Origin of the sequence: Serratia sp. CY84636 (assembly GCF_052166245.1) — a bacterium.
Lineage (GTDB): Bacteria > Pseudomonadota > Gammaproteobacteria > Enterobacterales > Enterobacteriaceae > Serratia > Serratia nevei.
Genome location: NZ_JBJNOX010000007.1, coordinates 85,732 through 106,304, shown reverse-complemented (window position 1 = coordinate 106,304; position 20,573 = coordinate 85,732). Strand labels below are relative to the sequence as shown.

Genomic DNA, 20,573 nt, shown 5'->3' with positions numbered 1-20,573 from the left:
TAGGCATGAATCACCGTTGTCATAGGAAATGACCGAAAGGTGGCGGGGGCCGATGGCACAAGCTATTGCCCGTGGTAAGCTGCCTTATCTTCTACAGAGATCTGTTAACTGTGAACTTACTCACTATGAGTACTGAAATTCTATTTGTTTTCCTGTTTTCTTTGGCTTTTCTCTTTGTTGCCCGCAAGGCGGCAAAACGTATTGGTCTGGTAGATAAACCCAATTATCGCAAACGCCATCAGGGGCTGATTCCGCTGGTCGGCGGTATTTCCGTTTATGCCGGGCTGTGCTTCGCGTTTTGGATTTCTGAACAACCTATCGCGCACGCCAAGCTTTATCTTACCTGCGCCGGCATTCTGGTGTTTGTGGGCGCGCTCGACGATCGTTTCGACATCAGCGTTAAAATCCGCGCCCTGGTGCAGGCGTTGGTCGGCATCGCCATGATGGTGTTCGCGGGCCTCTATCTGCGCAGCTTCGGCCATGTGCTGGGCGACTGGGAGATGCTGCTGGGGCCGTTCGGCTATCTGGTGACGCTGTTCGCGGTATGGGCGGCGATCAACGCCTTCAACATGGTCGACGGCATCGATGGCCTGCTGGGGGGCTTGTCGTGCGTCTCCTTCGGCGCGCTGGGCCTGTTGCTGTACCTGAGCGGCCATCATGAGCTGGCGTTCTGGTGCTTTGCGATGATTGCCACCATCGTTCCCTATATTTTGCTCAACCTCGGCATCCTTGGCCGCCGTTATAAGGTGTTCATGGGGGACGCCGGTAGTACCCTGATCGGCTTTACCGCCATTTGGCTGCTGCTGCAAAGCTCGCAGGGAAAGGCACACTCGATTAACCCGGTGACCGCGCTGTGGATCATCGCTATTCCGCTGATGGACATGATAGCAATCATGTATCGTCGTTTACGCAAGGGGATGAGCCCCTTCTCCCCCGATCGTCAACATATTCACCACCTGATCATGCGCGCCGGCTTTACGCCGCGGCAGGCTTTCGTGTTGATCACCCTGGCGGCCGCATTGCTGGCGGCGGTTGGCGTGATCGGCGAACGCCTGACTTTTATCCCAGAGTGGGTTATGTTGGCATTATTCTTGCTTGCTTTCTTCCTGTACGGTTACTGCATCAAGCGCGCCTGGCGGGTTGCGCGGTACATTAAGCGTATCAAGCGTCGCCTGCGGCGTTCGAGCGATAACAAGCAAGTATCTTAACCAGAGGCTTTTTGGCTGTGATGAATCCAGAAACAACGTCTGACAAGCATACCCCGGCGGTGGATAACGAACTCGATATCCGCGGCCTGTGCTGCACCCTGTGGCGCGGCAAAGCGTGGATTATCGGCATTGCGGTGCTGTTCGCGGCGGTCGCGCTGATCGTCTCTTATCTGGTTAAGCAAGAGTGGAGTGCGACCGCCATCACCGACAGACCGACGGTGAATGCGCTGGGCGGTTACTACTCGCAGCAGCAGTTCCTGCGTAATCTGGACGTGCGCACGCTGCCGGCGACGGCCGGCGATCAGCCGAGCATCGCGGATGAAGCGTACAATGAGTTCATCATGCAGCTGGCGGCTTACGATACGCGTCGCGATTTCTGGCTGCAGAGCGATTACTACAAGCAGCGTCAGGAAGGGGATGCCCGCGCCGATGCGGCGTTGCTCGACGAGCTGATCAACAACATCCTGTTCACGCCGCGCGACGACAAGAAAGTGCCGAACGACGGCGTGAAGCTGACGGCGGAAACCGCCGCCGACGCCAACCGCCTGCTGCGTCAATACGTGGCCTTCGCCAGCCACCGCGCAGCCCTGCACCTGAACGAAGAGATCCAGGGGGCGTGGGCCGCCCGCACCACCTCGATGAAGGCGCAGGTCAAACGTCAGGAAGCGGTGGCGGAGTCGGTTTACAAGCGTGAGCTGAACACCACGCAGCAGGCGCTGAAAATCGCCGAGAGCCAGGGGATAAGCCGCACGCAAACCGACACCCCGGCCGAGCAACTGCCGGATTCGGATCTGTTCCTGCTGGGCCGGCCAATGCTGCAGGCGCGCCTGGAAGGCCTACAGGCTTCCGGCCCGACCTATGACCTGGATTACGATCAGAACCGCGCGATGCTGGCGACGCTGAACGTTGGCCCAACGTTGGATGAGAAGTTCCAGACCTATCGCTATTTGCGTACGCCGGAAGAGCCGGTAAAACGCGACAGCCCACGCCGGGTCTTCTGGCTGATTCTGTGGGGTGCGATGGGCGCTTTGGTTGGCGCGGGTGTTGCCTTGGCGCGTCGGCCGCGTAGTTAAAAATAATATAATAATCTGATGCAGGGCGCGTGAGCGCCCCATTCGCAGGCGGGGCCTGCGATTAACCGACCAAAAGAGATTCGCTGTGAAAGTGTTGACTGTTTTCGGCACCAGGCCGGAAGCCATTAAAATGGCGCCGCTGGTACATGCACTGGCCCAGGATGAGGCCTTTGACGCAAGAGTCTGCGTAACGGCACAGCATCGTGAGATGTTGGATCAGGTATTGCGGTTGTTTGAGATTACGCCGGATTACGACCTGAACATCATGAAACCCGGTCAGGGGCTGACGGAAATCACCTGCCGCATCCTGGAAGGGCTGAAAGGGGTGCTGGAAGACTTCAAACCGGACGTGGTGCTGGTGCATGGCGATACCACCACCACGCTGGCGACCAGCCTGGCGGCGTTCTATCAACGCATCCCCGTCGGGCATGTCGAAGCCGGGCTGCGCACCGGCAATCTGTATTCTCCCTGGCCGGAAGAGGCCAACCGCAAACTGACCGGCCATCTGGCGATGTACCATTTTGCGCCAACCGAAAACTCGCGCCAGAATCTGCTGCGCGAACTGCTGCCGGACAACCGTATTTTCGTGACCGGCAATACGGTGATCGATGCGTTGTTCTGGGTGCGCGACCGCGTGATGAGCGATGCCGCGCTGCAGGCTGGCCTGGCGCAGCGTTACCCGTTCCTCGACGCCGACAAGAAACTGATTCTGGTCACCGGCCATCGCCGCGAAAGTTTTGGCGGCGGCTTTGAGCGAATTTGCAGCGCGCTGGCGGAGATTGCCCGCAACCACCCGGAAGTGCAGGTAGTGTATCCGGTGCATCTCAATCCGAACGTCAGTGAGCCGGTGAATCGCATCTTGAAAGGCATCGACAACGTCATGCTGATCGAGCCGCAGGATTATCTGCCGTTTGTCTATTTGATGACTCAGGCCTATATGATCCTGACCGATTCCGGCGGTATTCAGGAAGAGGCGCCATCGTTAGGCAAACCGGTGCTGGTGATGCGCGACACCACCGAACGCCCGGAAGCGATAGATGCGGGCACGGTACGCCTGGTCGGTACCGATGTAGCCAAAATTGTTGAAGCGGTGACCCGGCTGTTGACGGACGAAAGCGAATATCACGCGATGAGTCGGGCGCACAACCCATACGGTGACGGGCATGCCTGCCAGCGTATCCTCGAAGCTTTAAAGAATCATCAGGTGACACTATGAGTTTTGACACTATTTCGGTTATCGGCCTGGGTTATATCGGCTTGCCAACGGCGGCGGCGTTCGCTTCCCGCAAGAAAAAAGTGGTGGGTGTAGATGTTAACCAACATGCAGTAGATACCATTAACCGCGGTGCGATCCACATCGTCGAGCCGGATCTGGACAAAGTGGTCAAGGACGCCGTTGACGGTGGTTTTCTGCAGGCGGTGACCAAACCGCTGGCGGCCGATGCGTTCCTGATCGCGGTGCCTACGCCGTTCAAGGGCGATCACGAGCCGGATCTGGCGTATGTCGAAGCGGCGGCGAAATCGCTGGCGCCGGTGCTGAAAAAGGGCGATCTGGTGATCCTTGAGTCCACCTCGCCGGTGGGTGCCACCGAACAGATGGCGGAATGGCTGGCGCAGGCGCGCAGCGATCTCAGCTTCCCGCAACAAGCGGGCGAAGCGGCGGACGTGAATATTGCCTACTGCCCGGAGCGCGTGCTGCCGGGGCAGGTCATGGTGGAACTGATTCAAAACGACCGCGTGATCGGTGGCATGACGCCGAAGTGTTCGGAACGTGCCAGCGCGCTGTACAAGATTTTCCTCGAGGGCGAATGCGTGATCACCAACTCGCGCACTGCCGAGATGTGCAAGCTGACGGAAAACAGCTTCCGCGACGTGAATATCGCCTTTGCCAACGAATTGTCGTTGATCTGCGCCGAACAGGGGATCAACGTCTGGGAACTGATCCGCCTGGCGAACCGCCATCCGCGGGTGAATATTCTGCAGCCGGGGCCGGGCGTCGGCGGTCACTGCATCGCCGTCGATCCGTGGTTTATCGTGGCGCAGAACCCGCAGCAGGCGCGCCTGATCCACACCGCTCGCCTGGTGAACGACGGTAAACCGCTGTGGGTGGTCGACCGGGTGAAAGCGGCGGTGGCCGATTGCCTGGCCGCCACCGACAAGCGCGCGTCCGAGGTCAAAATTGCCTGCTTCGGCCTGGCCTTCAAGCCGAATATCGACGATCTGCGTGAAAGCCCGGCGGTAGAGGTCGCACATCTGATTGCCGAATGGCACGTCGGCGAAACGCTGGCGGTGGAACCGAACGTCGAACAGCTGCCGAAGTCGCTGGCGGGCCATGTGACGTTGACGCCAATCGCTGAGGCGTTGCAGCAGGCCGATGTGATCGTGATGTTGGTCGATCACCAGCAGTTCAAGGCCATCCGGCCGGAAGATGTAAAACAAACATGGGTTGTTGATACCAAAGGAGTATGGCGTTGAAACGTATTTTAGTTACCGGTGGTGCCGGTTTCATTGGCTCCGCAGTCGTGCGGCACATCATTGAGGCCACCGGCGATAGCGTGGTGGTGGTGGATAAGCTGACCTATGCCGGTAACCTCGAGTCTTTGGCGGTGGTGGCTGATAGCGAGCGCTATGCTTTCGAGCAGGTCGACATCTGCGATCGCGCCGAGCTGGATCGGGTATTTGCCCAGTATCAGCCGGACGTGGTGATGCACCTGGCGGCGGAAAGCCACGTCGATCGCTCTATCGACGGCCCGGCGGCCTTTATCGAGACCAACGTGGTTGGCACTTACACTATGCTGGAAGCGGCGCGCCATTACTGGCAGCCGTTGGCGGCGGAGAAGAAGCAGTCTTTCCGTTTCCATCATATCTCCACCGATGAAGTGTACGGTGACTTGCACGGTACCGACGATCTGTTTACCGAAACCACGCCGTATGCGCCGAGCAGTCCGTATTCCGCCTCCAAGGCGTCGAGCGATCATCTGGTGCGTGCCTGGTTGCGCACCTACGGTTTGCCGACTCTCGTGACCAACTGTTCGAATAACTATGGCCCTTATCACTTCCCGGAGAAGCTGATCCCGCTGGTGATCCTGAATGCGGTGGCCGGCAAACCGCTGCCGGTTTACGGCAACGGCGCGCAGGTGCGTGACTGGCTGTATGTCGAAGATCACGCGCGCGCGCTGTATCAGGTCGTGACCGAAGGTGTGGTGGGCGAAACTTACAATATCGGTGGCCATAACGAGCGCAAGAATATCGAAGTGGTGCAGACCATTTGCGATCTGCTGGAAGAACTGGCACCGAACAAGCCGCAGGGCGTGGCGAACTACCGCGATCTGATCACTTACGTGAAGGATCGCCCGGGCCACGATATGCGTTATGCCATCGACGCCGGCAAAATCGATCGTGAGTTGGGCTGGCGGCCGCAGGAAACCTTCGAAAGCGGCATTCGCAAGACGGTGGCCTGGTATCTGGCTAACGAAACCTGGTGGCGCCGGGTGCAAGACGGTTCTTATGCCGGTGAGCGTTTGGGGCTGTCAGATTAATTTAACGCCGCGCCGCTTTGCGCCGGCGCGGTGGGTTTTGGAGTAAGTATGAAAGGTATTATTCTGGCTGGCGGTTCCGGTACGCGTCTGCATCCGATTACTCGTGGCGTGTCCAAGCAACTGCTGCCGATTTATGACAAGCCGATGATCTATTACCCGATGTCGGTACTGATGTTGGCGGGGATCCGTGACATTTTGATCATCTCGACCCCGGAAGATCTGCCGTCCTTCGAGCGTTTGTTGGGTAACGGCGAACAGTTCGGCGTCAATCTCAGCTACGCTGCGCAGCCTAAGCCGGAAGGTCTGGCGCAGGCGTTTCTGATCGGCGAGGAGTTTATCAACGGCGATTCTTGCTGCCTGGTGTTGGGAGATAACATCTTCTTCGGCCAATCTTTCAGCCCGAAATTAAAAACCGTCGCGGCTCGCACCGAAGGTGCCACCGTGTTCGGTTATCAGGTGATGGATCCTGAACGCTTTGGCGTCGTGGAGTTTGACGAAAATTTCCGCGCGCTGTCGATCGAAGAAAAGCCGAGGAAACCGAAATCCGATTGGGCGGTGACCGGCCTGTACTTCTACGATAGCCAGGTGGTGGAGTTTGCCAAGCAGGTGAAGCCTTCCGAACGCGGCGAGCTGGAAATCACCAGCATCAACCAGATGTATCTGGAGCGCGGTGAACTGACCGTCGAGCTGTTGGGGCGTGGTTTCGCCTGGCTGGACACCGGGACTCACGACAGCCTGCTGGAAGCCAGCAGCTTCGTGCAGACGGTAGAAAAGCGCCAGGGCTTTAAAATCGCCTGTCTGGAAGAGATCGCCTGGCGTAACGGCTGGCTGGATGACAAGGGGCTGAAACGCGCCGCCACCTCATTGTCCAAAACGGGCTACGGCAAGTATTTGTTGGACCTGCTGCATGTGCGTCCACGCCACTATTGAGCCTTTGGCGTGGGAAAGCGAGTTTTTCGCGCTAGACAGCGCGAAACTCGGCTTCTCCTCCTCGGCCCCGGCGCTTGCCGAAGCCGACTTGGCGGCTTATGCCCTGGTGCAGGCAAAAATTCCCGCGCAGCAACTGGCATTGGCGGATGGCCTCGCCGGCTTGGGATTTCGTCTGGTTGAGGGTGAGGTCGATCTGGTCCTGGCTCTTGAGCGTGAACGAGCGGCGGAACCCGGCGATGGAGCCGAGACTTCCCGTCTGGCAACCGAGTCCGATATCCCGGCATTGCGTGCCGCGGCGGCTCAGGCGTTCACCGTCAGCCGTTTTCGCGCACCTTGGTATCAACCTGATGACAGCGGCCGGTTTTATGCTTTGTGGATTGAAAAGGCCGTTTTAGGCACGTTCGATCATCAGTGCCTGTTGGCTCTGGACAACCAGGGGCAACCCGAAGGCTTTGTCAGCCTGCGTGACATTGGCGGCCAGGAAATGCGTATCGGCCTGCTGGCGGCTTTCCCCGGCGTATCCGGCCGGGGCATTGGCACTCGGCTGATGACGGCGGCGATCGCCGAATGTCGACGTCAAGGTATGCAGCGCCTGCGGGTCGCGACCCAGATAAGCAATATCGCCGCATTACGACTCTATCAACGACAGGGTGCCGTGATTGAAAGCACCGCGTACTGGTTATACAGAGGTAGACATGATTCCATTTAACGCTCCACCGGTTGTTGGCACTGAACTGGAATATATGCAGGCTGCTATGGGCAGCGGCAAGCTATGCGGCGACGGCGGCTTTACCCGCCGCTGCCAGCAGTGGATGGAACAGCGTTTCGGCAGCGCGAAAGTGTTGCTGACGCCTTCCTGCACCGCGTCGTTGGAAATGGCCGCCATCCTGCTGGATATTCAGCCGGGTGACGAAGTGATCATGCCGAGTTTTACCTTCGTTTCTACCGCCAATGCCTTTGTGTTGCGCGGGGCTAAAGTGGTGTTCGTCGACCTGCGTCCGGATACCATGAACATCGATGAAACCAAAATCGAAGCGGCGATCACCGATAAAACCCGCGCGATCGTGCCGGTGCACTACGCCGGCGTCGCCTGCGAGATGGATACCATCATGGCGCTGGCGAAGAAATATAACCTGTTCGTGGTGGAAGACGCCGCGCAGGGCGTGATGTCGACCTACAAAGGCAAGGCATTGGGCACCATCGGCCACATCGGCTGTTTCAGCTTCCATGAAACCAAAAACTATACCGCCGGCGGCGAAGGTGGTGCGACGCTGGTGAACGATCCGGCTCTGGTCGATCGGGCGGAAGTCATCCGCGAGAAAGGCACCAACCGCAGCCAGTTCTTCCGTGGTCAGGTCGACAAATATACCTGGCGCGACATCGGCTCCAGCTATCTGATGTCTGACCTGCAGGCCGCCTACCTGTGGGGCCAGCTGGAAGTGGCGGAACGCATCAACCAGCGCCGCCTGACGCTGTGGCAGAAGTACTACGACAGTTTCCTGCCGTTGGCGAAGGCCGGCCGCATCGAGCTGCCGAGCATACCGGCAGATTGTAGGCACAATGCGCACATGTTCTATATCAAGCTGCGGGATATCGACGATCGCACGGCCTTTATCGACTACCTGAAGGAAGCCGAGATCATGGCGGTGTTCCACTATATCCCGCTGCATGACTGCCCGGCCGGCGAACGTTTTGGTCGCTTTGCCGGCGAAGACCGTTATACCTCGCAGGAAAGCGCGCGCCTGGTGCGCTTGCCGCTGTTCTACAATATGTCCGATGTCAATCAGCGTACGGTAATCAATACCATCCTGAGCTTCTTTGCCTGATATGTCGCTGGCAAAAGCATCGATATGGACTGCCGGCTCCACGCTGATCAAAATCGGCGTGGGGTTGTTGGTGGTGAAGCTGCTGGCGGTGGCGTTTGGCCCCAGCGGGGTGGGGCAGGCGGGTAACTTCCGCCAGTTGATTACCGTGCTGGGCGTGCTGTCCGGCGCGGGCATTTTTAACGGCATCACCAAATACGTGGCGGAGTACCACCAGGATCCGCAGCGTCTGCGTCTGGCGGTAGGCACTGCGTCGAGTATCGTGCTGGGTTTTTCGACCTTGCTGGCGCTGGTGTTTCTGTTCGCCGCCGAACCGATCAGCATCGGGCTGTTCGGGCATGCCGATTACGTCGATGTGGTGCGCGCCGTCGCCTTCATTCAGATGGGCATCGCCTACGCCAACCTGTTCATGGCGGTGCTGAAAGGCTACCGCGACGCGATGGGCAATGCGCTGGCGGTGATCGGCGGCAGCCTGATTGGCGTGGTGGCTTATTACCTGTGCTTCACGCTGGGTGGCTATGAAGGCGCGTTGGCGGGGCTGGCGCTGGTGCCGGCGTTGGTGGTGTTGCCTGCCGGGCTGATGCTGTGGCGGCGCAAAACGCTGCCGCTGCGCTATCTGGCGCCGCGTTGGGACAAACTCGTGGCCGGTAACCTAGGCAAATTCACCCTCATGGCGTTGATCACGTCGGTGACGCTGCCGGTGGCCTACGTGATGATGCGTAACCTGTTGGCCGCCCATTACGGCTGGGATGAGGTGGGGATTTGGCAGGGCGTCAGCAGCATTTCCGATGCCTATCTGCAGTTTATCACCGCTTCGTTTACCGTCTATTTGCTGCCGACGCTGTCGCGGCTGACGGACAAGGGCGCCATCTCACGGGAGATCGTGCGTTCGCTGAAATTCGTGCTGCCGGCGGTAGCGGCGGCGAGCTTTACGGTTTGGGTGCTGCGCGATTTCGCTATTTGGCTGCTGTTCTCGGACAAGTTTGTCGCCATGCGCGATCTGTTTGCCTGGCAGCTGGTGGGCGACGTGCTGAAAGTCGGGGCCTATGTGTTCGGCTATCTGGTGATCGCCAAAGCGTCGCTGCGCTTCTATATCCTGACGGAAGTCAGCCAGTTTCTGCTGCTGACGCTGTTCTCGCACTGGCTGATCCCGCTGCACGGCGCGTTGGGGGCGGCTCAGGCCTATATGGCAACCTACATCGTGTATTTCGCGCTCTGTAGCTGCGTGTTCCTTATTTATCGTAGACGAGTATGACCATACTGATTCACGTTCTGGGATCCGATATCCCGCATCATAACCAGACGGTGCTGCGCTTCTTCAACGACGTGCTGGCGCCGCGTTTGCCGGCTGAGCAGACGCGGCATTTTATGGTGGCGGCCAAGGATGTGGCGGCACTGGGTGATTTCCCCGCCCTGAACATTGAGCCCTACGCAGACAAGAAAAGCCTGGCGGCGGCGGTCATCGCCCGTGCCCAGGCCGATCGCGATGCGCGCTTCTTCCTGCACGGCCAGTTCAATCCGGGGCTGTGGTTGGCGCTGCTGAGCGGCAAGATCAAGGCGCGTCAGGTCAGTTGGCATATTTGGGGCGCCGATCTGTATGAAGACGCCACCAGCTGGAAATTCCGGCTGTTCTATCTGCTGCGCCGCATTGCGCAGGGGCGAGTAGGGAACGTGTTTGCTACTCGCGGCGACGTGATTCACTACCAGCAGCGCCATGCGCGGGTGCCGGCCTCGCTGCTGTACTTCCCGACCCGCATGGATCCGGCGCTGACCGACGTTCACGTCGAGAAAAACCTGGCCGGGCCGATGACGATTCTGGTGGGCAACTCCGGCGATCGCAGCAATCGGCATATCGAAGCGCTGCAGGCGATTCATCAGCAGTTCGGCGCCGACGTGCGCGTGATCCTGCCGATGGGTTATCCGGCCAACAACGATGCCTACATCGAGCAGGTGCGCGCCGCCGGGTTGCCGCTTTTCGGCGAGAAAAACCTGCAGCTGCTCACGCAGCAGGTGGCGTTTGAGGACTACCTCAATATTTTACGCGCCTGCGATCTGGGCTATTTCATTTTCAATCGCCAGCAGGGGATTGGCACCCTGTGCCTGCTGATTCAGTTCGGCGTGCCTTTCGTGCTCAGCCGGCAAAACCCGTTCTGGCAAGATTTGGCGGAACAGCACCTGCCGGTGCTGTTCTACGGCGATTCGCTGGACGAGGCGGTGGTGCGCGAAGCGCAGCGTCAGCTGGCGGCGGTGGATAAACAGGCGATCGCCTTCTTCAATCCGAACTATGTCGACGGCTGGCAGCAAGCCCTGGCGTTGGCGGCGGGAGAACACTCATGACGTTGGCGCAATTCGGCGGCCTGTTTGTCGTCTATCTGGTCAGCCTGACGTTTATTCTGACGCTGACCTACCAGGAGTTTCGGCGCGTGCGCTTTAACTTCAACGTCTTCTTCTCGCTGCTGTATTTACTGACGTTCTATTTCGGTTTTCCTTTGACCTGCCTGCTGGTGTTCCAGTTTGACGTCGAGGTGGTGCCGGTGGAGTTTCTGCTGTACGCCCTGCTGTCGGCGACGGCGTTTTACGCCATCTATTACGTCACCTACAAGACCCGACTGCGCAAGCGCCGCACAGAGCCGCGTGCGGCGCTGTTTACCATGAACCGGGTAGAGACTCATATGACCTGGGTGCTGCTGGCATTGGTGGCGATCGGTACCGTTGGGATCTTCTTCATGCAGAACGGCTTCCTGCTGTTCAAGCTCAATTCTTACAGCCAGATTTTCTCCAGCGACGTGTCCGGCGTGGCGCTCAAGCGGTTCTTCTACTTCTTCATTCCGGCGATGCTGGTGGTCTATTTCCTGCGGCAGGATCTGCGCGCCTGGTTCTTGTTCCTGGTGGCGACGGTGGCGTTCGGTATTCTGACCTACGTGATCGTCGGCGGCACCCGCGCCAACATCATCATCGCCTTCGCGCTGTTCCTGTTTATCGGCATCGTGCGCGGCTGGATCACGCTGTGGATGCTGGCGGCGGCGGGCATATTCGGCGTAGTCGGCATGTTCTGGCTGGCGTTGAAGCGTTACAGCCTGGACGTCAGCGGCGCGGAAGCGTTCTATACCTTCCTCTACCTGACCCGCGATACCTTCTCGCCGTGGGAAAACCTGGCGCTGCTGCTGCAAAATTACGACAAGATCGATTTCCAGGGCCTGGCGCCGATCGTGCGTGATTTCTACGTCTTTATTCCAACCTGGCTATGGCCGGGCCGTCCGGACGTGGTGCTGAACTCGGCCAACTATTTCACCTGGGAAGTGCTGAACAATCACTCCGGGCTGGCGATTTCCCCGACGCTGATCGGTTCACTGGTGGTGATGGGCGGCGCGCTGTTTATCCCGCTCGGCGCGATTCTGGTGGGCATGATCATCAAGTGGTTCGACTGGCTGTATGAGTTGGGCAAAACCGAACCGAACCGCTATAAGGCGGCCATTCTGCAGGGCTTCTGCTTCGGTGCGGTGTTCAACATCATCGTGCTGGCGCGCGAAGGGGTGGACTCTTTCGTGTCGCGCGTGGTGTTTTTCTGCATTATTTTCGGCGCCTGTCTGGTGCTGGCGAAGTTGCTGTATTGGCTGTTCGATACCGCCGGGCTGATCAAGGCCAGAGTGACGCGCGCCCGCGCGCTGGCGTCTGTGCCTCGGGCGAACGGTCTTTTGTAAGGGTAATGAGAACGATGGAAGCAAAGATTTCGGTGCCGCAGTATGAGCTGCGCGGTTTCAGCCTGTGGGGCTTTCGCGATATGGCGCACTGCATGGACTTTTTGTTCGACGGCGGCCGGGTAAAACAGGGCACGCTGGTAGCCATGAACGCGGAAAAGATCCTGAAGGCGGAAGAGGACCCGGCGCTGCATGCGTTGCTGGATGAGGCGGAGTACAAGTACGCCGACGGCATCAGCATGGTGCGTTCGATTCGCCGCAAATACCCGGCGGCGGACGTTTCGCGCGTGGCGGGTGCCGATCTGTGGGAAGCCTTGATGCAGCGCGCCGGCCGTGAAGGCACGCCAGTCTTCCTGGTCGGCGGCAAGCCCGAGGTCTTGGCGGAAACCGAGCAAAAGCTGCGCAGCCAGTGGAATGTCAACCTGGTGGGCAGCCAGGACGGCTATTTTAAACCGGATCAGCGAGAGGCGCTGTTCGAGCGTATTCGCGCCAGTGGCGCCGCTATCGTGACGGTGGCGATGGGATCGCCGAAGCAGGAGATTCTGATGCGCGACTGCCGCAAGGTGCATCCGCAGGCGCTGTACATGGGCGTGGGCGGTACCTACGACGTCTTTACCGGCCATGTGAAGCGTGCGCCCAAGGTGTGGCAGAACCTCGGTCTGGAATGGCTCTACCGCCTGCTCAGCCAGCCCAGCCGCATCGGCCGGCAGTTGAAACTGTTGAAGTTTGTCGGCTACTACTACAGCGGCAAGATGTAACCTCTACACCCGGGGCGGAAAGTGCTGTTCCGCTCCGGTCTGCTGTACCAATAATCTGCTTTTGCACGTTTCTCCCGCATATCTATAACCCTCAGCCCTAAACGCAGCCGCATTTATTCCATAAAGTTTTAAATTGCGGTTTGCTTATAGCGGCGAAATGCGAAACGATACCGCCCGGAAATTATCCCCGGCCGCTGAAGCCTGATGCGACAGCGCTGAACGATGTTCTTCTCACGGTAACTTCGCTCCGACTACCCGTTGATGCCAACCCGAACGGCAGGGGATGATTTATTCTTTTAATAATGACAATAACGACCGGCAGCGGCCGGCAGGCAAACACAACCCGAGAAAAATTATTGAGGACTTATGGCACACAAAGAGAAACCGCAAGGGCTACACCGGGGCCTTGAGGCCCGGCACATCGAGCTTATCGCTCTGGGGGGCACCATCGGTGTCGGCCTGTTTATGGGTTCGGCCAGTACGCTGAAATGGGCGGGGCCGTCGGTACTGCTGGCCTACATCATCGCCGGGCTGTTCGTGTTCTTTATTATGCGTTCGATGGGGGAGATGCTGTTCCTCGAGCCGGTCGCCGGGTCGTTTGCCGTTTACGCGCATAAATACATGAATCCCTATTTCGGTTACCTGACCGCCTGGGGCTACTGGTTTATGTGGATTGCCGTCGGCATTTCTGAGATCACCGCCATCGGGGTGTATGTGCAGTTCTGGTTCCCGGAAATACCGCAGTGGGTGCCGGCGCTGATCGCCGTGGCGATGGTGGCGCTGGCCAACCTGGCGGCGGTGCGCCTGTACGGTGAGCTGGAGTTCTGGTTCGCCATGATCAAGGTCACCACCATCATCGTGATGATTCTGGTGGGGCTGGGGGTGATCTTCTTCGGCTTCGGCAACGGCGGTGAGCCTATCGGTTTCGCCAATCTGACGGCGCACGGCGGTTTCTTTGCCGGCGGCTGGAAAGGCTTCCTGTTTGCGCTGTGCATCGTGGTGGCGTCCTATCAGGGGGTTGAGCTGGTAGGCATCACCGCCGGGGAAGCCAAGAACCCGCAGGTGACGCTGAAACGCGCGATCAACAATATCCTGTGGCGCATCCTGATCTTCTATGTCGGCGCAATCTTCGTCATCGTGACCATCTTCCCGTGGAACGGCATCGGCACTACCGGCAGCCCGTTCGTGCTGACCTTCGCCAAGATCGGCATCGTTGCCGCCGCCGGCATCATCAACTTCGTGGTGTTGACCGCCGCGCTCTCCGGCTGCAACAGCGGTATGTACAGCGGCGGCCGCATGCTGTACGCCCTGGCCAAGAACCGCCAGCTGCCGGCGGCGCTGACCAAGCTTTCCGCCAGCGGCGTGCCGGTGAACTGCATCGCCGTCACCATCGGCTGCCTGTTGGTGGGTTCCGCGCTGAACTACATCATCCCGAATCCGGAGCAGGTGTTCGTCTATGTCTACAGCGCGAGCGTGCTGCCGGGCATGGTGCCGTGGTTCGTGGTGCTGATAAGCCAGCTTTATTTCCGCCGCGCCCATAAGGAAGCGATCAAAAATCACAGCTTTAAGTCGATCATGTTCCCGTATGTGAACTATCTGACCATCGCTTTTCTGATTTGCGTGCTGGTCGGCATGGGAATCAACCCGGATACGCGGATTTCCCTGCTGGTCGGGGCGATTTTCTTAGCCGGCGTCAGCCTGTGCTACTTCGCTTTCGGCATGCACAAGAAACATCATCCGGCTGAAAATCGGGTAGAAACGCGCCAATAAACGGTGAAAAGGGGCTACGGAGTGCGCTTTTGTGCGCGGGAGTGAGCAAAGCGTAATCAAACGCAACATTTCTGCGAAAAAGCACTAGACAGAATTGGCGTAAATCCGTAGTATCCCCTCCCGCAACGGCGCTACGCGCCCGTAGCTCAGCTGGATAGAGCGCTGCCCTCCGGAGGCAGAGGTCTCAGGTTCGAATCCTGTCGGGCGCGCCATTAAGTTTGTGCGCAGGAGCTGCGGTGGTAATATTACCGCGTGAGTAAGAAGAAGTAGTAATGGTGGCTATAGCTCAGTTGGTAGAGCCCTGGATTGTGATTCCAGTTGTCGTGGGTTCGAGTCCCATTAGCCACCCCACTTCCTAACGAAGTGAAGATTTAGCAGTATTTTGTGACAGTGCGAAGGTGGCGGAATTGGTAGACGCGCTAGCTTCAGGTGTTAGTGTTCTTACGGACGTGAGGGTTCAAGTCCCTCTCTTCGCACCACGCAAAATATCTGATAAATATAAGATTTATATGGACAACGGTCTGATAAATCAGGTAGTATGAGCAACACAAATCGGCGAGTAGCGCAGCTTGGTAGCGCAACTGGTTTGGGACCAGTGGGTCGGAGGTTCGAATCCTCTCTCGCCGACCACTTTCAAAGAAACCGACGCAAGTCGGTTTTTTTACGCCTGCAGTTTATGAGGATGAGCACCTCCGCAGGAGGTTCGAGCCTCGCGTAGCGAGACAACGTTGCTTCAGCAACGGCCCGCAGGGCGCGCATCAAAGATGCGCGTAATCCTCTCTCGCCGACCACATTCGAAAAGCCTGCTTTTTAAAGCAGGTTTTTTTTCGTCTGTCGTTTATGAAAGCAAGTTCTTCTCAGCATGACGAAGGGAACATCGACAAGCCCGTGCAGCACCGCACGGGCTTTTTGCCTTCCTGGGGGAGTATCTGGTGTCGGCCTGCAAACGTGTTGGTTTTCAGCGACAATACCATCCTGCGCTGTCGTCAAGTTGAGACAAATAATTAATTGATTTTAAAAGATAAAAAATAGCTTTGACTTAAGTCGTCGTTTCGAGGCGACAACCTGATAAAGGCCGCCGGCAAGGAACACCAGAGAGTGATTTGTGACGGGAAAGAAAGGGTTAAATAAAAGGCCAATAATTTCAATGTATTGAGATGTATTTTTCTATTTTAGAGCCTGGATTTAAAAGTTGGCACGCCAAATGCAATATCTATTGCGTAGATGCTCATTCCACCTCTTATGTTCGCCTTAGGCCTCATAAACCCTGGGAATGACGCAGAGCCGATTTAGGGTGCCTATCGCCCACGAGAACGATGACTAACCCGTCATCACGCTCAGGGCAGAACGTTGAGTGAGGCACCGCCCCTGTTGTCCTAGACCTGATTGCTTCTTTATACACTTGCCCTGCGGCAAGTGTTTTTTTTGCGCTTCAGAAAGCCATTGGGCAAAAAAAAAGCGCGGCATCGGGGCCGCGCTTTTCTCTCTCAGGCAGGGCGTTATTCGCCGCCGTTCTGTTTCAGTGTCAACATCAGCCCCTCACGCCGCATCTGCGCCGCTTCATCCGAACGTTGCAGTTTCTCCAGCGTATCGGCCAACCAGGCGTAGTCGTAGGCATCCGGGCGCTGTTTCAGCGCTTCACGGAAGGCGTCGGCCGCTTGCTGCCACTCGCCGTGCTTCATCAACAGCTGCCCCAGCGTGCTGTTCAGCAGCGGCGTCGCGCCGTGTTGTTTCATCTGCTGACGCAGCGCTCTTTCCAACTGCTCGGGGTTGCCGGATTTCAGCCGCGGCAGCAACAGCACCAGGCGCTCGTCGTATTGGCGCTTCAGGCTGTCGAGCACAATCTCCTGCGCCAGTTCGTGGTCGTTGCATTCGATCAGGTGTTCCACCATCGCGATTTGCAGCGGCACTTCGTGACGCGTCTTGCGGCTCTGATCTTTCCACCAGCGCTTCAGGCCTTCGCTGCCTTCGTCCGCCATCGCCTGATTCATCAGCCCGATGTACGCCTGTTGCTGCAGAGCCTGCAGCTGTTCTTCGCTGTGGAGTTCGATTTTACGCATCGACGGCAGCACTTCCAGCAGCGACGCGTAGGCGCCAGTGCGCAGATAGGCTTGTTCCGCCAGACGCAGCACTTCCGGATGACGCGGCGCCTGGTTCAGCAGGCGATCGACGCCGTGGCGCGCGGCGTGGTTCTCGCCCTGCGCCAGCTGGATGCGAACCCGGGTAATGTCCACCGGCAGCTGATCGGTGTCGGCCGCTTCGGCGGCGCGCTCCAGATACTGATTGGTACGGAAGTCGTCGCCGCGTTGCTGTGCGGCCTCGGCGGCCAGCAGGTAGTTCACGACCGGCTGTTCGGCGTGGTCGGCGTTGCGCGTCATCAGCTTCTCGACCTGCTTGTAGTCGCCTTCCGCCAGCTTGATCAGCGCGGCTTTGGTTTGTTGGCGCGCGCGGGTGCGCTTGCGGCCGATAAACCAACCGCGCGTGCGGGCGCCGGTACGGAAGATGCGGCGCAGGATCCACTCGATCGCCAGCAGCACCACGAACAGCAGCACCAGCATAATCACCAGGCCGGTGACGCTGGTTTCAATATTGTAATTATCGGTCTGGATCAGCACATAGCCCTGATGCCCGGCCAGCATCGGCCCGAGCACCACGCTGGCGATCACCACCAGGAACAGAAATAGCACGCGTAACATGGCTTAACCCTCCTGGTGAGCGGCAGGGGACTGGGTCATCAGGTTGCGCACCCGGGTCTGCATCACTTTTTCCAGCAGCGGCTGGCTTTTCAGCTGATCCGGCACGTCCATCGAGATCGACTGTTGGCTCAGGCTGTCCAGCTCTTCCAGGAAGGCCTTGGTCGCCGGATCGGTGGTGTCGAAATAGGCGCGCACCCAGGTGGAGACGGTTTCCAGCGATTGCTTGTAGGTCTCGTTCTGGTGGCGCGGGATGGCCTGCGCGGCCACCAGCAGGCGCGAACGGATGTTTTCGCGCAGGTAGATGTCCTGGTTCGGTGCCAGCAGCGGCTCGGCGCTGGTGTCGCGGCGACGGATGGTGATGAAGTCGGCCATGAAATTGCGCCAGCTCTTGGCCAGGTTCTGCCGCCACTCGCCGATCGAGCTGGAGAGTTCGCTGCTGTTTTGATCCATCGGCGCTTCGTCGGTGTCGTTATCCGCCAGACGCAGGTTATCCACCTGATTGGACAGCTGATTGACCTTGAGGATGATGCCGTCGTAATCGATCTGGGTCAGCGTAGAAAGCGTGCTGATGTCTTCGGTAATGGCGCGGCGCACGTCGAGCAGGCTCGGATCGTTCATGTCCGCCAGGCTGGCGTCGGCGCTTTTCAGCAGCGCGGCGGCGCTGGTGACGTCCTGATCGCTCCACAGCTTGCGGCCGGCCATTTTCACCAGGAAATCGGCCTGCGCCAGCAGCCAGGTTTTGGCGTCGCTGCCGGAGATGGTCGCCACTTTTTCCTGCAGTTCGCTCAATTGGCGCGCCAGATTCGCTTGCTCGCGATCGGCGGCGTCCAGGGTTTTACCCTGCTGCTGCAACAGGCCCTCCAGCGCATTTCTTTCCTGCTGTTGGCTCTGCTTCACGCCTTCAAGCTGCTGCTGCAGCGCCTGATTGGCGGCGATCAGCTGTTGCGCCTGCTTGTGCGTGTGGTAATAGCCGCCCGCGCTGAGGGCGATGACCAGCACGATAGCGATCGCGCCGAGCACCGGGCCGGTGTTCTTTCCTTTGCGGCTGGCAGCGGCTGGCTGCTGGGAGCTCTCAACCGCGGTGGTTGGCTCTTCAACCGGGGCGGATGGGGTATTTTGTTCCGTCATAGTGGCACATCCCATAGTCAGATTATTGTAGCGCGCGGATCAGCGCGTCATTATCGGCGTTGTCAGCTACCCGAATCGTACGCCAGCCCAAGTCCCGGGCGAGGGTAGCCAGGCGTTCGCTCACTACTACCAGGCGGCAACGCAGCAGCCATGAAGAACGATAGTAATCAGGAACTAAAGTATAGAGCTGTTGTAACATTTCACCGCTGGTCACTACCAGCGTATCCACACCGGCGCGCTGCCAGTGGGCGCTTTGCTCGCTGCCGTCGTAGTGCACCGGGCTGCGTTGATAGCATTCATAATAGCTGACGTCGGCGCCGCGCTCGCTCAGCGTCGTGCCCAGCAGCTCGCGGCCGCCGTTGCCGCGCAAAATCAGCGCGCGTTTGCCCGCCAGCTTTTGCAACGCCGGCAGCAGCAGCAGCGTTTCGCTGATCTCGCGTTCACGCGGGTATTCCACCGGCAAACTGCTGATGCGGTGCAGCGCCAGCCCGGTGGTGCGGCCGATGGCGTAATAAGTCAGGTGCGCAGGCCAGCTCAGCCCGGCGCGGCCGATGACCGAATCGGCATAGTTCACCGAATGCTGCGACAGCACGAACACCAGATCGCCGGCGCTAAGCTGCTGCAACGCCTGCGGCAGCTGCGGCAGATCGCCGCCGGGGGCGAAGTCGATCAGCGGTGCATGATAGGCAACCCGGCCGAGTGCGCGCAGCCGGCTCACTAACTGCTCGCCCGAAGGCGATGGACGGGTTACCAGGATCGTCATGCCGGCGGATTTCCCTGGTAAACTTCGCGCAGGATCTCGCGTGCGCCGCGCGCCAGCAGCTCTTCCGCCAGCTCAACGCCCATCCGTTCAGCCTCGGCGGCCGGGCCGCGGCGTTCGCCGCGCACCATCTGGCTGCCGTCCGGCGCACCGACCAGGGCACGCAGCCACAGGCTGTCGCCATCCAGTTCGGCATAGCTGCCGATCGGCACCTGGCAGCCGCCTTCCAGACGAGTGTTCATCGCCCGTTCGGCGCGTACGCGGGTTTCGGTGGCCGCATGGTTTAGCGGCACCAGCAGCGCGCGGGTGACGCTATCGTCGAGGCGGCATTCAATGCCGACCGCACCCTGGCCGACCGCCGGCAGGCACTCTTCGGCGCTCAGCGGGCTGCGGATGCGTTGCTCCAGCCCCAGGCGTTTCAGGCCGGCCACCGCCAGAATAATCGCGTCGTAGTCGCCGTTGTCCAGCTTGGCCAGGCGAGTGCCGACGTTGCCGCGCAGGTCGCGCACGATCAGATCCGGGCGGCGTTCACGCAGCTGGCACTGGCGGCGCAGGCTGGAAGTGCCGACCACGCTGCCCTGCGGCAGCTGATCGAGCGAGGCGAAACGGTTGGAAACAAAAGCGTCGCGCGGATCTTCGCGTTCGCAAATGGTGGTCAAACCCAGGCCGGCAGGGAAATCGACCGGCACGTCTTTCATCGAGTGCACGGCGATGTCGGCGCGGCCTTCCAGCAGTGCCAGCTCGAGTTCTTTAACAAACAGGCCTTTACCGCCGACTTTCGCCAGCGGCGTATCCAGAATAACGTCGCCGCGCGTGACCATCGGCACCAACTCGACCTGCAGGCCGGGATGGCAGGCCATCAGACGTTGCTGCACATAATGTGCTTGCCAAAGTGCAAGCGGGCTTTGTCGGGTGGCAATTCGAATAATTTTGTCTAACATGCTTGTTACCGTTTTTATATTTCGCCATCCATCCTACCACTGAGAGCCAATACTGTCAGTGCAAGAAGCCGGAGGCGGAAAAAGGACAACGGAATCAAAGGGACGTGTGATGTGCTTTGGGGCAGTTAACACTGCGGGTAAATCGTTTAGGGAAGCGCTACAATAATTGTGAAGCGTTACCTCCTTTACGGTCAATCAGCAAGGTGTTAAATTGATCACGTTTCCAGCAATAAGTCGCCAAATATTCTT

17 protein-coding genes, 4 tRNA genes and 1 other RNA gene are annotated in these 20,573 nt (G+C 58.8%); 18 read left to right on the top strand and 4 right to left on the bottom strand.

Translation table 11 applies throughout. The features are described 5' to 3' along the window. The first annotated feature begins 110 nt into the window (after positions 1–110). The 18 genes from wecA to ACJ8QI_RS19360 all read left to right on the top strand — a co-directional run bounded on the left by wecA (position 111) and on the right by ACJ8QI_RS19360 (position 15,590). Positions 111–1,208 carry a UDP-N-acetylglucosamine--undecaprenyl-phosphate N-acetylglucosaminephosphotransferase gene (gene wecA / locus ACJ8QI_RS19445; RefSeq protein WP_004934192.1) on the top strand — a complete coding sequence of 366 codons (1,098 nt, stop codon included), beginning with the start codon at positions 111–113 and terminating at the stop codon, positions 1,206–1,208. Between the two features lie 20 nt (positions 1,209–1,228). After that, positions 1,229–2,281, top strand: a complete 1,053-nt coding sequence (gene wzzE / locus ACJ8QI_RS19440; RefSeq protein ID WP_442532985.1) for an ECA polysaccharide chain length modulation protein — start codon at positions 1,229–1,231, stop codon at positions 2,279–2,281. A gap of 85 nt (positions 2,282–2,366) precedes the next feature. Next, positions 2,367–3,497, top strand: coding sequence for a non-hydrolyzing UDP-N-acetylglucosamine 2-epimerase (gene wecB / locus ACJ8QI_RS19435; RefSeq protein ID WP_060424231.1), 1,131 nt, complete (start codon positions 2,367–2,369; stop codon positions 3,495–3,497). Then, positions 3,494–4,756, top strand: coding sequence for a UDP-N-acetyl-D-mannosamine dehydrogenase (gene wecC, locus ACJ8QI_RS19430; protein WP_060441219.1), 1,263 nt, complete (start codon positions 3,494–3,496; stop codon positions 4,754–4,756). The genes wecB and wecC overlap by 4 nt, the downstream gene beginning before the upstream one ends. Beyond that, positions 4,747–5,820 (top strand): dTDP-glucose 4,6-dehydratase, encoded by a 1,074-nt coding sequence (gene rffG / locus ACJ8QI_RS19425; protein ID WP_183907057.1) that lies wholly within the window; start codon positions 4,747–4,749, stop codon positions 5,818–5,820. The genes wecC and rffG overlap by 10 nt, the downstream gene beginning before the upstream one ends. Before the next feature lie 48 nt (positions 5,821–5,868). Continuing rightward, a complete protein-coding gene (gene rfbA / locus ACJ8QI_RS19420) occupies positions 5,869–6,750 on the top strand; it encodes a glucose-1-phosphate thymidylyltransferase RfbA (protein WP_442532953.1) in 882 nt (293 codons plus the stop codon). Then, entirely contained in the window at positions 6,728–7,459 is a 732-nt protein-coding gene (rffC, locus tag ACJ8QI_RS19415; protein ID WP_159318821.1) for a dTDP-4-amino-4,6-dideoxy-D-galactose acyltransferase, read from the top strand. Before rfbA ends, rffC begins: the two co-directional genes overlap by 23 nt. Further along, on the top strand, positions 7,446–8,576 hold the full coding sequence (gene rffA / locus ACJ8QI_RS19410; RefSeq protein WP_060441216.1) for a dTDP-4-amino-4,6-dideoxygalactose transaminase: 1,131 nt from the start codon (positions 7,446–7,448) through the stop codon (positions 8,574–8,576). Before rffC ends, rffA begins: the two co-directional genes overlap by 14 nt. A 1-nt stretch (position 8,577) precedes the next feature. Further along, on the top strand, positions 8,578–9,828 hold the full coding sequence (gene wzxE / locus ACJ8QI_RS19405) for a lipid III flippase WzxE (RefSeq protein WP_049198179.1): 1,251 nt from the start codon (positions 8,578–8,580) through the stop codon (positions 9,826–9,828). Continuing rightward, on the top strand, positions 9,825–10,910 hold the full coding sequence (locus tag ACJ8QI_RS19400; RefSeq protein ID WP_100396584.1) for a TDP-N-acetylfucosamine:lipid II N-acetylfucosaminyltransferase: 1,086 nt from the start codon (positions 9,825–9,827) through the stop codon (positions 10,908–10,910). Before wzxE ends, ACJ8QI_RS19400 begins: the two co-directional genes overlap by 4 nt. After that, complete coding sequence (gene wzyE, locus ACJ8QI_RS19395; protein WP_087762624.1) at positions 10,907–12,274, top strand: ECA oligosaccharide polymerase; 1,368 nt, start codon at positions 10,907–10,909, stop codon at positions 12,272–12,274. Before ACJ8QI_RS19400 ends, wzyE begins: the two co-directional genes overlap by 4 nt. 14 nt (positions 12,275–12,288) lie before the next feature. Continuing rightward, a complete protein-coding gene (gene wecG, locus ACJ8QI_RS19390; protein WP_060424217.1) occupies positions 12,289–13,029 on the top strand; it encodes a lipopolysaccharide N-acetylmannosaminouronosyltransferase in 741 nt (246 codons plus the stop codon). Positions 13,030–13,395: 366 nt separating this feature from the next. Beyond that, on the top strand, positions 13,396–14,799 hold the full coding sequence (thrP, locus tag ACJ8QI_RS19385; protein WP_038874078.1) for a bifunctional threonine/serine APC transporter ThrP: 1,404 nt from the start codon (positions 13,396–13,398) through the stop codon (positions 14,797–14,799). 135 nt (positions 14,800–14,934) lie between these two features. After that, positions 14,935–15,011 (top strand) — tRNA-Arg (locus ACJ8QI_RS19380). A gap of 63 nt (positions 15,012–15,074) precedes the next feature. Next, a tRNA-His gene (locus tag ACJ8QI_RS19375) sits at positions 15,075–15,150 on the top strand. Positions 15,151–15,191: 41 nt separating this feature from the next. Then, positions 15,192–15,278, top strand: a tRNA-Leu gene (locus ACJ8QI_RS19370). Between the two features lie 74 nt (positions 15,279–15,352). Next, positions 15,353–15,429 (top strand) — tRNA-Pro (locus tag ACJ8QI_RS19365). A gap of 32 nt (positions 15,430–15,461) precedes the next feature. Beyond that, positions 15,462–15,590, top strand: a non-coding RNA gene (locus ACJ8QI_RS19360) — RtT sRNA. A gap of 708 nt (positions 15,591–16,298) precedes the next feature. On the opposite strand, the gene hemY is transcribed toward ACJ8QI_RS19360, so the two are convergent. From hemY to hemC, 4 genes are read right to left on the bottom strand one after another with little or no spacing between them, the layout of a single operon-like run. Beyond that, positions 16,299–17,495 carry a protoheme IX biogenesis protein HemY gene (gene hemY / locus ACJ8QI_RS19355; protein WP_442532952.1) on the bottom strand — a complete coding sequence of 399 codons (1,197 nt, stop codon included), beginning with the start codon at positions 17,493–17,495 and terminating at the stop codon, positions 16,299–16,301. 3 nt (positions 17,496–17,498) lie between these two features. Next, positions 17,499–18,623 carry a uroporphyrinogen-III C-methyltransferase gene (gene hemX, locus ACJ8QI_RS19350; protein ID WP_442532951.1) on the bottom strand — a complete coding sequence of 375 codons (1,125 nt, stop codon included), beginning with the start codon at positions 18,621–18,623 and terminating at the stop codon, positions 17,499–17,501. Positions 18,624–18,645: 22 nt separating this feature from the next. Next, positions 18,646–19,386, bottom strand: a complete 741-nt coding sequence (gene hemD / locus ACJ8QI_RS19345; protein WP_049200055.1) for a uroporphyrinogen-III synthase — start codon at positions 19,384–19,386, stop codon at positions 18,646–18,648. Beyond that, positions 19,383–20,324 (bottom strand): hydroxymethylbilane synthase, encoded by a 942-nt coding sequence (gene hemC / locus ACJ8QI_RS19340; protein WP_038874089.1) that lies wholly within the window; start codon positions 20,322–20,324, stop codon positions 19,383–19,385. Before hemC ends, hemD begins: the two co-directional genes overlap by 4 nt. Between the last annotated feature and the right edge of the window lie 249 nt (positions 20,325–20,573).

Bases quoted from the DNA above. Each gene is read 5' to 3' on its own strand.
- wzyE (WP_087762624.1), top strand. From the start codon at position 10,907: ATGACGTTGGCGCAATTCGGCGGCCTGTTTGTCGTCTATCTGGTCAGC.
- rfbA (WP_442532953.1), top strand. From the start codon at position 5,869: ATGAAAGGTATTATTCTGGCTGGCGGTTCCGGTACGCGTCTGCATCCG.
- ACJ8QI_RS19400 (WP_100396584.1), top strand. From the start codon at position 9,825: ATGACCATACTGATTCACGTTCTGGGATCCGATATCCCGCATCATAAC.
- rffG (WP_183907057.1), top strand. From the start codon at position 4,747: ATGGCGTTGAAACGTATTTTAGTTACCGGTGGTGCCGGTTTCATTGGC.
- thrP (WP_038874078.1), top strand. From the start codon at position 13,396: ATGGCACACAAAGAGAAACCGCAAGGGCTACACCGGGGCCTTGAGGCC.
- wecG (WP_060424217.1), top strand. From the start codon at position 12,289: ATGGAAGCAAAGATTTCGGTGCCGCAGTATGAGCTGCGCGGTTTCAGC.
- wzxE (WP_049198179.1), top strand. From the start codon at position 8,578: ATGTCGCTGGCAAAAGCATCGATATGGACTGCCGGCTCCACGCTGATC.
- hemX (WP_442532951.1), bottom strand. From the start codon at position 18,623: ATGACGGAACAAAATACCCCATCCGCCCCGGTTGAAGAGCCAACCACC.
- hemD (WP_049200055.1), bottom strand. From the start codon at position 19,386: ATGACGATCCTGGTAACCCGTCCATCGCCTTCGGGCGAGCAGTTAGTG.
- hemC (WP_038874089.1), bottom strand. From the start codon at position 20,324: ATGTTAGACAAAATTATTCGAATTGCCACCCGACAAAGCCCGCTTGCA.
- hemY (WP_442532952.1), bottom strand. From the start codon at position 17,495: ATGTTACGCGTGCTATTTCTGTTCCTGGTGGTGATCGCCAGCGTGGTG.
- rffC (WP_159318821.1), top strand. From the start codon at position 6,728: ATGTGCGTCCACGCCACTATTGAGCCTTTGGCGTGGGAAAGCGAGTTT.
- rffA (WP_060441216.1), top strand. From the start codon at position 7,446: ATGATTCCATTTAACGCTCCACCGGTTGTTGGCACTGAACTGGAATAT.
- wecC (WP_060441219.1), top strand. From the start codon at position 3,494: ATGAGTTTTGACACTATTTCGGTTATCGGCCTGGGTTATATCGGCTTG.
- wzzE (WP_442532985.1), top strand. From the start codon at position 1,229: ATGAATCCAGAAACAACGTCTGACAAGCATACCCCGGCGGTGGATAAC.